General features: G+C 40.0%; 13 protein-coding genes. 3 read left to right on the top strand and 10 right to left on the bottom strand.

Annotated features, from left to right (window positions below):
* Positions 1-6: 6 nt before the first annotated feature.
* A complete protein-coding gene (locus tag B7E07_RS14370) occupies positions 7-483 on the bottom strand; it encodes a DUF5662 family protein (RefSeq protein ID WP_080846507.1) in 477 nt (158 codons plus the stop codon).
* 828 nt (positions 484-1,311) lie between these two features.
* Between B7E07_RS14370 and B7E07_RS14375 the strand changes: the two genes are divergently transcribed.
* Positions 1,312-1,818 (top strand): NUDIX domain-containing protein, encoded by a 507-nt coding sequence (locus tag B7E07_RS14375; RefSeq protein ID WP_080846508.1) that lies wholly within the window; start codon positions 1,312-1,314, stop codon positions 1,816-1,818.
* Between the two features lie 359 nt (positions 1,819-2,177).
* Here B7E07_RS14375 and B7E07_RS14380 read toward each other — a convergent pair whose 3' ends face one another.
* Positions 2,178-3,341, bottom strand: coding sequence for a GNAT family N-acetyltransferase (locus tag B7E07_RS14380; RefSeq protein ID WP_306807564.1), 1,164 nt, complete (start codon positions 3,339-3,341; stop codon positions 2,178-2,180).
* Positions 3,342-3,692: 351 nt separating this feature from the next.
* Between B7E07_RS14380 and B7E07_RS14385 the strand changes: the two genes are divergently transcribed.
* Together B7E07_RS14385 and B7E07_RS14390 are read left to right on the top strand one after the other, a co-directional pair.
* Positions 3,693-4,070 (top strand): VOC family protein, encoded by a 378-nt coding sequence (locus B7E07_RS14385; RefSeq protein ID WP_066446779.1) that lies wholly within the window; start codon positions 3,693-3,695, stop codon positions 4,068-4,070.
* 135 nt (positions 4,071-4,205) lie between these two features.
* Positions 4,206-5,078 (top strand): hypothetical protein, encoded by an 873-nt coding sequence (locus B7E07_RS14390; RefSeq protein WP_080846509.1) that lies wholly within the window; start codon positions 4,206-4,208, stop codon positions 5,076-5,078.
* A gap of 292 nt (positions 5,079-5,370) precedes the next feature.
* On the opposite strand, the gene pyrE is transcribed toward B7E07_RS14390, so the two are convergent.
* Genes pyrE through B7E07_RS14430 form a run of 8 tightly spaced genes read right to left on the bottom strand, consistent with a single transcriptional unit; the run spans position 5,371 to position 14,892 of the window.
* Positions 5,371-6,006 (bottom strand): orotate phosphoribosyltransferase, encoded by a 636-nt coding sequence (gene pyrE / locus B7E07_RS14395; protein ID WP_080846510.1) that lies wholly within the window; start codon positions 6,004-6,006, stop codon positions 5,371-5,373.
* Positions 6,003-6,719 carry an orotidine-5'-phosphate decarboxylase gene (gene pyrF / locus B7E07_RS14400; protein WP_080846511.1) on the bottom strand — a complete coding sequence of 239 codons (717 nt, stop codon included), beginning with the start codon at positions 6,717-6,719 and terminating at the stop codon, positions 6,003-6,005. The genes pyrE and pyrF overlap by 4 nt, the downstream gene beginning before the upstream one ends.
* The gene (locus B7E07_RS14405) at positions 6,691-7,632 is read right to left on the bottom strand and encodes a dihydroorotate dehydrogenase (protein ID WP_080846512.1); all 942 of its coding nucleotides are present in this window, start codon (positions 7,630-7,632) and stop codon (positions 6,691-6,693) included. Before B7E07_RS14405 ends, pyrF begins: the two co-directional genes overlap by 29 nt.
* Entirely contained in the window at positions 7,629-8,411 is a 783-nt protein-coding gene (locus tag B7E07_RS14410; RefSeq protein WP_080846513.1) for a dihydroorotate dehydrogenase electron transfer subunit, read from the bottom strand. Before B7E07_RS14410 ends, B7E07_RS14405 begins: the two co-directional genes overlap by 4 nt.
* Positions 8,408-11,620, bottom strand: coding sequence for a carbamoyl-phosphate synthase large subunit (gene carB / locus B7E07_RS14415; protein WP_066446794.1), 3,213 nt, complete (start codon positions 11,618-11,620; stop codon positions 8,408-8,410). The genes B7E07_RS14410 and carB overlap by 4 nt, the downstream gene beginning before the upstream one ends.
* The gene (locus B7E07_RS14420; RefSeq protein WP_080849204.1) at positions 11,617-12,705 is read right to left on the bottom strand and encodes a carbamoyl phosphate synthase small subunit; all 1,089 of its coding nucleotides are present in this window, start codon (positions 12,703-12,705) and stop codon (positions 11,617-11,619) included. The genes carB and B7E07_RS14420 overlap by 4 nt, the downstream gene beginning before the upstream one ends.
* Positions 12,702-13,988 (bottom strand): dihydroorotase, encoded by a 1,287-nt coding sequence (locus B7E07_RS14425; RefSeq protein ID WP_080846514.1) that lies wholly within the window; start codon positions 13,986-13,988, stop codon positions 12,702-12,704. Before B7E07_RS14425 ends, B7E07_RS14420 begins: the two co-directional genes overlap by 4 nt.
* Entirely contained in the window at positions 13,951-14,892 is a 942-nt protein-coding gene (locus B7E07_RS14430; protein ID WP_080846515.1) for an aspartate carbamoyltransferase catalytic subunit, read from the bottom strand. Before B7E07_RS14430 ends, B7E07_RS14425 begins: the two co-directional genes overlap by 38 nt.
* Positions 14,893-14,909: the final 17 nt, after the last annotated feature.

Consider the following 14,909-nt stretch of genomic DNA (forward strand, 5'->3'; position numbering starts at 1 on the left):
TATAATTCACTCCCTATCGTGATATTCTGCATCTTCTTTTCTCTTTCTCTCCAAGATTATCTCTAACTCTTTTCTGGAATCAGGATGCAGCACAAGTCTGGCGCTTGGGTCTACAGTTGATGGTTTCACTTTTCTTCCCCAACTCCTGGAAAACGAACGCCAGTCACAGACCATTTCAATGAGATATTTCTTAGGCATTGGCAAGGCTGTTTTATTTTGCGGGTCTACAACCCAATATTCAGCATGATGTTTATTTTTATGCTGATGGTGCAGCCAAGCGTATTTCCACTTCATTTCATCTTCCTGATTTAACTCGCCATCTGAGAAGAATTTTTTTGCATATGGGAAAAATTCTTTAGGTGAAAATTTAGATAAATCATGAATAATGCCTTGAATGTACAAACCTTCCTTCCAGCACTCCACTAGTACATTTAATTTGTGATCAAGGATATACAAGAAATTTTTCCAATAGGCCCTGAACATATAATCCTCCCGCTATTTTCTAAATTAATTTTTTTCACTCCTTAGCTTCGTTAAGTTCAGTTTGAGTATCGAAGTATTAAATTTAGATATTCTCACAAAACAAACAACTGATGTACCACGCTTCTTTAGTTTTGGCTGTTTTCGTAAACATTGTTGTGTGAACATAAATGAGTAGAAGTTGATTTCCGCTCCAGGCGCTCGCTTTCCGCGGGTGGGCGCTGAGCCTCCTCGTCACTTACGCTCCTGCGGTGTCTCACCTATCCCACTTCTCCCGCAGGAGTCTCGCACCTTCTGCTCCAATCAACGAGTCTGTTATCAAATAGAAAACTTATCCAAAAACAACAAACTTTTAGAAAAAAGCCATAGTTTTAGATATAATAGCAACATATCCATTTATTGTAAAGTTGTAATTTTCTAGTTATATATAGAGATGATTCAGTTCTTTAAGGAAAGTGGCAGGATTATTAAAAAGGCTGTATAAATTTTATTCCCAAAAAGGAAAATTATGTTATTGTTGAACTAACAAAATTCCTTTCAGGGAGGGCTTTATATTTGAAATTTATGGATGATTTAGCAGGTGCTATATTTGATATTTTTAAATTCATGATAGGGTCGATTAGCTATTTACTTACAGGAATCATAATTGTTGCTGTTCCAATGTATTTGATAGTTTGGATATTTGGTTTATTTCAGTAAACATACCTTACATTAGTATCAATTGAGATCTCAATCCTCTTCAACTACAGGGGGCAGTTTACTTGAAGAAAGATTGTGAAGTTTAATAATAGAATATGAATATGTATTTAAAGTTTAAAGGAGGTTGCATATTTGAGACTTAGACAAATGGCTGTCGTTTTTCTTTTAAGTGAAGATCAAGATGTTTTGTTTCTTCAAAAAAAGTCAAAAGACTCTTTCTTTGCAGGTTTCTTAGTCCCAATAGGCGGACATATTGAAGGCCATGAAATAAATGAACCTCAAGAGGCTTGTTTACGAGAGATTGAGGAAGAAACTGGATTGAAAAGGGAATTCATAGAAAATCTAAAACTTAGATATATCGTACATAGAATAAAGGAAAATCAAGAAATTCGATTACAATATGTTTTCTTTGGAAATGTATCAAAAATTAATACCTTAATTGAGAGTGATGAAGGTTCATTAGCATGGGTAGGCTATAACGATATTTTAAGGAAAAATGTCTCAGCCACTACTATTGAAATAGTTAAACACTACAAGGAAATAGGCAAATCTACTGAAAATGTGTATGTAGGTTCAATGAGGTCACTAAAAGGAAATCCTACTATTACTTGGGGACTTTTAGAGGATTGGGAAAAGTAATTCTTCTGATAAATTAGCTTTTATTATATGTGAAAATAAAAGGTTATGAAGTATTGCACTTAACCAAACAGGTGCTTATGGTTAAGATCGCCTACCTATCCAGCCGACTTTACTTATGTAATAATCGGGCCAGGTTAGTTGAAGATATAAATTTAACTTGTGTTCAAAATTCGGATCATTGTTAAAGTAATAAAACAGGATATTTTAATTAAAGCAGTAAAAAGAGAGGTTATTCTGAAAAACGCTAAAAATCAAATTTCAGAAGCAACCTCTGTTATAATTTTAATTGTTAAAATATTTAATATTAACTAAAATTATCTGCTAAAAGTATTTAAGTGAATAAGGCGCTATTTGCTATACTAATTCTTGAGTGACTCTGAAAGTATGCGTGCGATCTGTTCGCTATTCTCTTCTCTATAAACATATTCATGATAATGTGGCTGGTGGATATCTTTCCAGCCCATTTCTATAGCCTTTTTATAATAATGTTTTGCTTGTTCCTTTTCGCCGGTCAAATAAAACATACAGGCTGCATTCCAATATAATGCCCTATCTCCATTCCAGTCCCAGCCTTTATCAAGTGCTTGAGCATAACTCCAAGCCGCACGGGCATAATCTATCTCCACGTCATACCTATAATCACCACGCATATAATGATTTCCGTTGACAAGGAGGTTGTTTAAAGGATGATTCCATCCAAATAGAACAGGGAAATCCGCCAGCAGTTTGAAACCAACAGACAGAGCTGTTCGCTGAGAAGCTATGTTGTTTGACCAGCACTGCCAACCAACTTTTCTGATACCTCTCTGTTTTGCGAGCATGAGTGTACCTAATGCTGTTTTTCGTGCCCACCCGTTACGCTGATAGTTTTCTTCTGTTTCAATACCTATTTCACACTCATCATCAACTACCCAATCCGTTAGGCACCAGCTAATAATAGTCGGCCCCTGCTGCGTATCTTGTATAGCGACACAACCAAACCCCTTATTCTCATATGTTTCTATTGAAGGCCAGTTCTCTAGTATTTCACTTATTACATCACTAAGCCCTATTACGTCTTGACGTTGCAACAAGTTTCCATTTATCGGAAAAATGCTATTATCAGCGGGAATGTCCATACTGCTCAAATTGTGAGTGAATGTCAGTCTCCCACTTCTCATAGGCAATAAATCCTTCATAACGATCTGAAGAACGCCATTCCATTTTTCATCTGTAGGATAAAATAGTACATAGTCTAGCTCTCCCTTTGAGACAAGCCCAGGTAACAGCTCCTCTTTGACTAAATTATTGGTTTCTTCAAAAAATAGATTGTTCTCTGTACTCCCCCCTAAAAAAATCCCTTGAGGGTTTGACAACAACGCTGTTTTACAGTCATTAGACAGAAAAACCCTGCCTGGCACAGTACCTTTAATGACACCTTTAATTGATAAATGATGTTTCAAAGGTTCAAAAAGATTTGCCGCTCTATAAAAGTTTTCTCTAGTAAGTTCAATTCCTTGAATCATGTTTTTTGAGTACATCATATCCGTTTGCCTCCCATGAGCTTATGAGAGGTTTTTTAACTAGAAATATAAACCTCTCACTCGCTTCTCGATTTGTTCGTTCTTAACCAAACACCATCACTCCCTTAAACGTATTAGAGGATATAATCTAGATGCTTTGAATCTTATGCCCTCACCTAATTATGGAATAATTATACAATTATTTCAAGATGTATATTATAATAAATGCAATATTTGTAAGGTTAAGTCTGATACTTGAAGTATTTGATGAGATATTAGAAGTCAGCTTAGACCATGCAAAAGTGTCTATTTATTTGATTCACTTACATGTACAAAATCTTAAATTAATTGAATTAAGAGAGGAATGGTAATATGAGTGTGCTCTTTAGAGTTGAATTGTATATAAGGGATATTGAAAAATCTATAAGCTTTTATCAAAATATCATTGGATTAGAACTCTATGGAAGAAGCGAACGTTCTGCACGCTTCAATTATGATTGTTTTTCATTATTACTTACTTCTGAAACCATTTTAGCTGATGATCATTATTTTAATAAAGGTGTAAAGGGAGATATGAGAGGAAAAGGGTTTGAATTCATTATTGTTGTTGAAGAATTAGAATCAGTTTATCAACGGTGTATGGATTACAATTACCCAATTGAAGTTGAGATAGAAAAATATCCTTGGGAAATGAGAGGATTCAAAATTGCCGATCCGGATGGGTATTTTTTAAGGATTACATCTAAATGAGAATTTTGAAGAAATGTGCTACGGCTGTCATATAAGGCAGCTTTTCTTATGTAATAAATTGGGCAGGATAGTTGAATAAAGATATCGAACTTTTATTATATGCAGTTAAATAAATTGAATAATGAGGATAAATGGATGAAGCATATAAAAGGAATTGTTGACTTATTAATAAATGAAGGGTTGATAACCAAAGAAGATTTAGAATTAAAGAGATTAAATAGTGGCACCACCAACGGCACAATATACACTCTTCTAATCGAAAAGGTTCCAACTTATGTCGTGAAAATTGATGATTCTAAGATTATAAGTTCTACCAATCTCTTTCTTACTACATATAAAGATGTAAAGTTGTTACCATCCATTCATTATATCGATGATAAACAAGAATTTATTGTCTATAGTTATATTTCTGGAGATACACATTATAATCGCGGTCCTAAATTAGAATGGATGACTGTGTTAATAAAAGAGTTATTCATTAAATACCATCAAGTTGAGAAAGATCTTTCTTGGGGGAGAATACAGGGAATACCGAGGAAATCTTGGTCAGACTTTAACCAAGCGAGTTTTGAATCTGCCCAACACAACATAGGAAACATACTCCCAATGAGCGATCATAATAAAGTAATGATGTTGTTAAATAAATTGAAAACATCTTATAAGCAAGAAGATAAATATTATCTACACGGAGATACTGGTGTTCATAATTTTGTATTCTTTTCTAATAGGTTAAAAGGTGTAATTGACCCATCTCCTTTAATCGGACCTAAAGTTTACGATTTTACATATGCGTTTTGTTCATCTCCAGATAGTTTGAATTTAGATACACTTTTTTCATTATTTCCTTTATGGAACAACAGTAATGACTTTACTGAGGAAAGGATTTTGGATGAAGTACTTTTCCAGTTGTACACACGAATTGGTGTATGTATTAAGGTTCATCCCCACGATCTAAATAAGTATTTGGAAGCCTGGAATGAATTGAAAAAGTATCTTCCTTCTATTTAATTTGTTAGGTAGATCTATAGTGTAACTAACCGGGCAGCATTCCTGTAATAAATGAAACCCGTTTTTATAGGTTAGTGAAATTATGTACTTAAACTATGGCGTACTTCAGTTAAACAAAACCATTCTATCAAAAAAGAAGAAAAAGCTTGAGGCTGCTAAGTTTCCCTCAAGCTTTTAGTATACAATTGTATTGTTTTCACCTTGTTATTCGCCCTGCAAAAACCGTATATTATTTATGAAGCCTTTTTAGATTTCCCACGATACCGAATCTACTTAACAAGCATTTACTTTCTTATAACCGAACAGTCTTCCCCCAAGCTTCCGGGTCTTTTCTCCATTGTGCCAGGCTTTTCACATCTTTTTCTTCAATATGACCTTTTGCCTCGGCCAATTCTGCTAGTGTTTCAAAATCACTTAATGCATGGGCAGTTACGCCGGCAGCACCCAGCTTTTCTGTACCAGCTGTCAGTCCATATGTAAAGATTGCAGCAACACCAAGTACTTCTAGTCCTTCTTCGCGCAGTGCTTCGACAGCCGTAATTGCACTGCCTGCAGTTGAAATTAAGTCTTCAACCACAACGACCTTTTGGCCAGCTGTCGCTTTGCCTTCAATTTGTTTGCCTTTTCCATGTCCTTTTGCCTTTGAGCGCACATAACACATTGGCAAATCCATCAGGTCACTTACCCAGGCAGCGTGCGGGATGCCTGCTGTTGCTGTGCCTGCGATTAATTCCGCTTCTGGGAATTGTTCTTCAATGATTTGTTTCAAGCCAGCTGCAATTTGTTTGCGTACTGCTGGATAAGACAATGTTAAACGGTTATCACAGTAAATCGGTGAGCGCAGTCCAGAAGACCAAGTAAATGGATCGTTTGGACTTAGAGCAACAGCCCCAATATCCAGTAAGCTTTGCGCAATTTCTTTTTTCATTGTAGTACGCCCTCCCATTGTGATTTCATTTGTTTATATTTTTCAAGCGGATTAGGATCGTTCGTGATCGACCTGCCAACAACGATCGCTGATGCACCAGCCTCTTTTGCAAATGCAGGAGTAGCGATTCTTTTTTGATCACCCTGTTCATCAGCTGCCGTTCGAATACCAGGAGTTACGGTTAAGAATCCACTTCCGAGCAGCCTTTTAATTTCCTCTGATTCAAATGCCGAGCATACGACTCCATCTAAGCCTGCTTCTTTCGTTAAGCTCGCATATTGTAAGACAGATTCTTTCAAGGTGGCTGAAATAAGCTGCTCTTTTTGCATTTGTTCTTCAGATGTACTTGTCAGCTGGGTAACTCCAATTAAGTTTGGACGTTTTTGGCTAGATAACGTACCTGCCTCTAAACCAGCAAGTGCTCTCTCCATCATTTCCTTGCCGCCGGCAGCATGAACATTCACTAGATCGATCTGCAGACGAGCAAGGCGTTCCATCGCTTTGCCTACTGTGTTCGGAATATCATGAAGCTTTAAATCCAGGAAAACCTGGTGACCTTTTTCTTTTAATTCTTGAACAATCCTCGGCCCTTCCTGATAAAAAAGCTCCATCCCTACTTTTAAAAAAAGCTGTTCATCGTTGAACTTTGAAAGAAATCTGTTCACTTCTTCTTTTCCTGTAAAATCAAGCGCGATGATAAGCGAGTTTTTCATGTTTGCCCCAGCTCCTTCCTGTACATTCTGAAATATGATCAAATCCTAATTCCTGCAACAATACTGGAAGTTCTTCAATGATCTTCGGACATACAAATGGATCGACAAAGTTGGCTGTTCCAACGGCTACTGCACTTGCACCTGCATAAAAGTACTCAATCACATCTTCAGCACTCTGTACTCCACCCATGCCGATGATTGGCAGTGATACATGCTGGCTTACTTCATGAATCATTCGAATCGCAACTGGTTTAATAGCTGGACCGGATAATCCTCCTGATTTATTGGCAAGAATCGGCTGAGCTGTTTTCAGATCAAGACGCATACCTAATAAGGTGTTGATCATCGTTAATCCGTCAGCACCGCCGTTTTCAACTGCTTTCGCCATCTCCACAATGTTCGTCACATTAGGGGAAAGTTTGACGTAAACAGGGACTTCCGAAACTTCCTTCACCTTTTTTGTTAAGTTTTTTGCCACCTCTGGGATCGTACCAAAGGCAATGCCGCCTGTTTTCACATTGGGACAAGATATATTTAATTCGAGGGCATGCACATTTTTCGCCTTCGATATTTCTTTTGCAACTTCTACATAATCCTCTTCCAGCGAACCAGCAACATTAGCAATAATCGGAACATCAAACTGTTCAAGCCAAGTCAGTTCTTCATTCAGCACTTTATCCAATCCCGGATTTTGCAGTCCGATCGCGTTGAGCATGCCTGCTGTTGTTTCTGCTACACGAGGAGTTGGATTGCCAAAACGCGGTTCAAGGGTTGTTGCTTTGATCATGATCGCACCAAGCTGAGTTAAATCAAATAACCCGCTGTATTCTCTGCCAAAACCAAAGCAGCCGGATGCAGGCATGATCGGATTTTTCAAGGAAAGACCTGGCAAGCTGATTTCTAATGACTTCATAAAACAACCTCCCCTGCTTTAAAAACGGGACCGTCACTGCAGACTTTTTTATATGTGTAGCCAGTTGGATCATCTGCTGTATGGCAAACGCAAGCAAAGCACGCACCAATGCCGCAGCCCATCCGCTCCTCAAGTGATAAGTAAACCTTTTTATTCTTTCCATAAGAAGCTTCCAAAGCTCTTAGCATCGGAGTTGGTCCGCAAGCGTATAGGATATCAAAATGTACATCCTCGTTTGCTATAACATCTGTAACAAATCCGGCTGTTCCATAGCTTCCATCTGCCGTTGCAATATAGGTTTCACCTAAACTCTTAAAATACTCTTCATAAAAAACTGCTTCTTTAGTTTGGAAGCCTAAAATATGTGTGACAGTGAAGCCGGCAGCTGTAAGACGCTTTGAAAGCTCATAAAGCGGAGGAACACCAATACCGCCGCCAACCAGCAGAACAGTATCTCCTTGCTCACTCGCTTCTACTGGAAAACCATTGCCTAGTGGTCCCAGTACATCTACAAAATCTCCTGCACTACTTTCAGATAAAAGCTTTGTTCCTTTGCCTTCTGCACGGTAGATCATTGTAAATTCACTGGTGTCCTTGCTGATGCTTGAAATACTGATCGGTCTTCTTAACAGTGGGCCGAATTCTCCGCCTGTTTTCAAATGAACAAATTGACCAGGTTCGTTCATTTCGCGGACAAGCTCACCACTAAGGGTGAGCTCATAAATATCCTTTGCTATTTGAGATTGGCTGACAACCTTACATAGCTCCTGCTTGATCATACGAGCACTGCCTCCTGTCCTGCCTCCGGATGACTCATTGCTTCTGCAGAAAAGTTCATTGATTCAATTACTTGTAAAATCGCTGAAGCTGTATCAAGAGAAGTTAAGCATGGTACACCATTTTCAACTGACTCGCGGCGGATTCGGAAGCCATCACGCTGTGGCTGCTTTCCTTTTGTCAGCGTGTTAATGACAATTTGTGCTCCGCCATTCCGGATGGCATCGAGCAGGTTTGGACCTTCAGAACCAATTTTGTCTGTTACATCAACAGGGATGCCGTTTGCTTCTAACACTTCAGCCGTTCCGCTTGTCGCCATGATTCTATACCCGATTGAAACGAATCTTTTCGCAAGCTGCAGTGCCTCTTCCTTATCTTTGTCTGCAACCGTCATTAACACTGTGCCAAACTTATGAATGTTCATACCGGAAGCAACAAGGCCTTTATACAATGCTTTTTCAAGTGTTGTATCCTTACCCATTACCTCTCCGGTTGATTTCATTTCAGGTCCAAGTGTAATGTCTACACGTCTTAATTTAGCAAAAGAGAAGACTGGAACCTTTACATATACACCTGAACGTTCTGGTACAAGTCCAGTTGAATAGCCTAGTTCTTTTAATGATTCTCCCAGAATGACTTTTGTTGCTAGATTGGCCATTGGCACATTTGTTATTTTGCTTAAGAATGGAACGGTGCGGCTTGAACGCGGATTGACTTCAAGCACATAGACCTCTTCTTTTGCGACAACATATTGAATGTTTAACAGTCCAACAATGCCTAATCCCTTTGCAAGCTTTTCTGTATAAGTGATTAGCTTTTCTTTTACAGCTGCAGAGATATTTTGCGGCGGGTACACAGCAATGGAGTCGCCTGAGTGCACACCGGCTCTTTCGATATGCTCCATAATTCCAGGGATTACTACTGTTTCACCATCACAAATCGCATCCACTTCGATTTCTTTGCCTGTTAAGTAGCGGTCGATTAACACAGGATGCTCGGGATTTACTTTTACCGCGTTTTTCATGTAGTGCAATAATTCTTCTTCTTTATAAACGATCTCCATTGCTCTTCCGCCCAGTACATACGATGGTCTTACAAGCACTGGATAGCCAATTTCAGAAGCGATCAGAACCGCTTGCTCAACCGACTTTGCTGTTTTTCCTTTTGGCTGCGGAATTTGCAGCTCTGTTAAGGCTTGTTCGAACTTGTCGCGGTTCTCTGCACGATCCATATTTTCAAGAGTTGTACCTAAGATTTTCACGCCTCTTGCCACTAATTGATCAGCAAGGTTAATGGCTGTCTGACCGCCGAATTGAACAACTACACCTTCAGGCTGTTCAAGATCGATAATGTGCATGACATCTTCAATCGTCAATGGCTCAAAATATAGCTTATCTGAAATACTGAAATCAGTTGAAACCGTTTCTGGGTTGTTGTTGATGATAATCGCTTCGTAGCCAGCTTGTTTAATCGCCCATACAGCATGAACGGTTGAATAATCAAACTCGATTCCCTGCCCGATGCGGATTGGACCAGATCCTAAGACAATGACACTCTTTTTCTCTGTTACAATCGATTCGTTCTCTTCTTCATATGTGCCGTAGTAATATGGAGTTTCTGATTCGAATTCAGCAGCACATGTATCAACCATTTTGTATACCGGCATTAAATCCTGTTCTTTTCTCCACTCGTAAACATCCAGTTCCGTGCTATTCCACAGCTTCGCGATCACTGAATCGGCAAAGCCCATTTCCTTCGCTTTTTTCGCAGTATCATACTGGAATGGATGATCCTTTACTTGTTGTTCAAAAGCAATGATTTTTGAAAATTTATGCAGGAAGAACAGATCAATTTCACACCACTCATGAATGGTTTCAATTGTGATTCCGCGTTTTAATGCTTCTCCGATATAAAATAAACGCTCATCACCAGCTTTTCTAATCCGTTTTTCTAAAAGGGCATCATCAATGCTATCTGCATCATTTAAGGCAAGATGGAATACATTTGCCTCTAATGAGCGAATCGCTTTAAGCAGGGATTCCTCAAACGTGCGCCCGATGGCCATAACCTCTCCCGTTGCCTTCATTTGCGTTCCCAGTGTGCGGTTGGCCGATTCAAATTTATCAAATGGCCAGCGCGGAATTTTTGAAACCACATAATCCAATGCTGGCTCAAAGCTTGCATATGTTTTTCCTGTAACAGGATTCATCATTTCATCCAGTGTCAGTCCAACAGCAATTTTTGCAGCAAGCTTTGCAATTGGATAGCCTGTAGCTTTTGAAGCAAGTGCCGATGAACGGCTTACCCTTGGATTTACTTCAATGATGTAATAATTGAAGCTGTAAGGATCTAGGGCAAGCTGCACATTACAGCCTCCTTCAATCTCAAGTGCACGAATGATTTTTAAAGACGTATTGCGCAGGAGCTGATATTCTCTGTCACTTAAAGTTTGGCTCGGTGCAACAACGATTGAGTCGCCCGTATGAACACCGACTGGATCAATGTTTTCCATATTACATACGACAATTGCATTATCATTTGAGTCGCGCATTACTTCATATTCAATTTCCTTGTAGCCAGCAATGCTTTTTTCAAGCAAACACTGTGTGACAGGACTATTTTTTAAACCGCTTGTAACAATTTCAATCAGTTCTTCTTCATCCTGGCAAATTCCGCCGCCAGTGCCGCCTAATGTATAGGCTGGGCGGACAATAACAGGGTACCCGACACGCTCGACAAATGTATAAGCTTCTTCGAGATTGTGAATAATGTCGCTCTCTGGGACAGGCTCTCCCAGTTCATGCATTAAGTTTCTGAAAAGGTCACGGTCCTCTGCTTTTTCAATTGCTGTAAGCTTTGTGCCGAGAATTTCAACGCCGCACTCTTCCAGCACCCCGGATTTCGATAATTCGACTGCTAAATTGAGTCCTGTCTGTCCGCCTAAAGTCGGCACAAGTGCATCTGGTCTTTCTTTGCGGATAATTCGGCTTACAAATTCAAGCGTAAGCGGTTCGATATAAACGGCATCTGCTATTTCTGTGTCTGTCATGATTGTAGCAGGATTGGAGTTTACTAGAATAACTTTGTAGCCTTCTTCTTTTAAGGCAATACATGCTTGTGTTCCTGCATAATCAAATTCTGCAGCCTGGCCGATTACGATCGGGCCTGATCCGATGACGAGAATGCTTTTTATATCTGTACGCTTTGTCATTTGTTTACACCTTCCAATTTGTCAGATTCAATCATTGCTAGAAATTGTTCAAAAAGTCCATTTGCATCCTCTGGTCCTGGCGAAGCTTCTGGATGGTACTGGACCGTGAATGCCGGATAATCTTTATGTTTTAACCCTTCAATCGTACTGTCATTTAAGGCAATATGTGTAACTTCTAATCTTGTATCCTCTAAAGAGGTCTCGTTCACTGTATAACCGTGGTTTTGCGAAGTCAGTGCCACCTTGCCTGTCGCTAAATCTTTTACCGGATGATTGGATCCGCGGTGTCCGAACTTCATTTTCTCAGTATTCGCTCCACAGGAAAGGGCAAATAATTGATGTCCAAGACAGATGCCAAACAATGGAACCTTGCCAAGCAAACCCTGGATCATACTAATTGCTTCCGGAACATCCTTTGGATCTCCAGGTCCGTTAGAAAGCATGACACCATCAGGGCTAAGATTTAAGATTTCCTCGGCTGTAGTATGATACGGAACAACAATCACGTCACAGCCTCTGTTGTTCAATTCACGCAAAATGCCGTGCTTCATTCCGTAATCAACCAGCACAACTCGTCTGCCGCGGCCAGGACTTGGATAAGCTGTTTTGGTAGAAACCTGCTTCACTTGGTCTGTTCTTAGTGAAGTGGAGCGGAGCTTTTCGATCACATCTTCTGGATTTTCTTCTATTCTGCAGATAATTCCTTTTAATGTGCCGTATTTGCGGATGATTCTTGTCAGTTTTCTCGTATCAATTCCTGAAATGCCAGGGATATTGCGCAGCTTTAGAAAATCGTCCAATGAGCGTTCATTCCGCCAGTTGGATGGGAAGTCAGCTGCTTCCTTGACGATTAACCCGTTGATTGCAGGGTTAATGCTTTCAAAATCATCGCGGTTAATGCCATAGTTTCCGATTAAAGGATATGTTAAGGTTACAATCTGGCCACAGTAAGATGGGTCCGAGAGTATTTCCTGATAGCCTGTCATTCCAGTATTAAAAACAACCTCTCCGCTAAGCATTCGTTCTCCGCCAAAGCCTTCTCCGATAAAAATCGTTCCATCCTCTAAGATTAGTTGTCTTTTCATGATGTCACACGCTCTCTTTCCCATACAATTTTTCCTTCTGAAATCGTCATCGCTGGATAGCCTGTGCATTCCCAGCCTGCAAATGGTGTGTTTCTTCCTTTTGATAAAAAGGTTTCAAGGTCGATCTCTTCTCTTTGTTCTAAATCCAGCAATACTAGATCTGCTGCTGCTCCTACTTCTATCGTTCCTGATGCTAACCCAAAGGTTTCAGCTGGTTTTTTCGTTAGAAAATCTATCAGCTGCTGTAAGGATAGAATTCCTTTTTGAACTAAGTGTGTATATAGAAGCGGGAACGCTGTTTCTAAGCCAACAATTCCGAATGGAGCCAGCTGCATGGATTCCGCCTTTTCTTCACTTGAATGCGGGGCATGGTCTGTTGCGATAAAATCAATCGTGCCGTCCAAAAGCCCTTCAATAAGTGCCTGACGGTCTTCTGTTCCCCTCAGCGGCGGATTCATTTTATAATTTGTATCCAGTGAAGGAATATCTTCATCACACAGAAGAAGATGATGAGGAGTTACCTCCGCTGTTACTTTAATGCCTGCCCGCTTTGCATCTCTGACTACTCGGACAGACTCTTTTGTACTGATATGACAAACATGATAATGACAGTCTGCTGCTTCAGCGAGCAGAACGTCTCTTGCAATATGTACAGATTCACACACAGAAGGAATGCCATTTAATCCATTTTTCTCTGAAAAAGTTCCTTCGTGGACAGATCCTTTATTAATTAAGGTATTTTCTTCGCAATGAGCCACAATCGCCATGTTGACTGCAGCTGCCTTTTTCATTGCTTCTAACATCATTCCGGCAGATTGAACACCAACACCATCATCTGTAAAAGCAAATGCTCCAGCTTCCTTCAATGCTTGGAAATCAGTTAATTCCTTTCCGGCTTCTCTTATTGTTATAGATGCATACGGGAGCACTTTTACGGCAGCACTTTCAGCAATTCTTTTCTGCATCCATTCCATTTGTTCCTTGCTGTCTGGCACCGGACGCGTATTTGGCATAGCTGCTACAGTTGTAAAACCGCCTCTAGCAGCAGCGTTTGTTCCTGTTTCAATCGTTTCTTTATGCTCACCGCCAGGCTCGCGCAAGTGGATATGCAAATCAATAAAACCTGGGGATAGGACTAGACCGCTTGCATCAATATTTTGCTCGGCTTCGCTCTTAATCTCTTTTGCGATTTCGGCAATCTTTCCATCTCTGATCAGCACATCTGACTGCTGAAGCTCCCCTTCTTTAGTTAGCAACTGTGCATGTTTGATTAGAATTGACATAGTTTGCACTCCCTTTCCCATTTTCAATTGATCTTTTTAAAACAGCCATTCGGATGTATACACCATTTTTCATTTGCTTAAAAATTCTTGAGCGTTCACATTCTACTAAAGAATCTGCAATCTCAACGTCGCGATTGACTGGTGCGGGATGCATAATGATGCTTCCTTTTTTCATGCGCTTCTCGCGCTCAACCGTCAATCCATATGAATGGTGATAATCTTCTGCTGTCATCCCTGACTGATCAGCATGTCGTTCGTGCTGAATTCTCAGCAGCATGACTACATCTGCCGTTGTGATTGCCTCATCAATATTTTCGTAGCTGCATTCTTTCATCATCTCTTCATCAAACCAAAACTCCGGTCCGGAAAAAACCACTTCTGCACCTAATCTAGTCAAACTTTCTGCATTTGATCTTGCCACCCGGCTATGACGGATATCACCGATGATTGCTACCTTTAGACCAGCAAATCCACCGAATTCCTGCTTAATCGTCAAGAGATCCAGCAATGATTGTGTAGGATGATGCCCGCAGCCGTCACCGCCATTTAAAATCGCTACATCCGTTTTACCAGTTAATTGATCAAAATAGCGATCTTCCTGATGCCGGATGACGACGGCATTGACGCCGATCGCTTCTAAGGTTTTCACGGTGTCATATAGTGACTCACCTTTTGACACACTCGAAGTGCTTACTTCAAAAGGTATGATATCAAGGCCTAGCCTGCGTTCTGCTACTTCAAAACTGCATTTTGTTCTTGTGCTGTTTTCAAAAAACAAATTTGCCACAAAGGTTTTATTGGCAGGTGTCCATGTTCCCCCTTCAATAAAATGCTGGGCGTCAGCTAAAATGATTTCGATCTCATGATTTGAAAGTTCCGTCATGGTCAGTAAATGATTTTCCATGGGTATAACCCCTTCCT

The organism is Cytobacillus gottheilii (genome assembly GCF_900166665.1).
Classification (GTDB): domain Bacteria; phylum Bacillota; class Bacilli; order Bacillales; family Cytobacillaceae; genus Cytobacillus; species Cytobacillus gottheilii_A.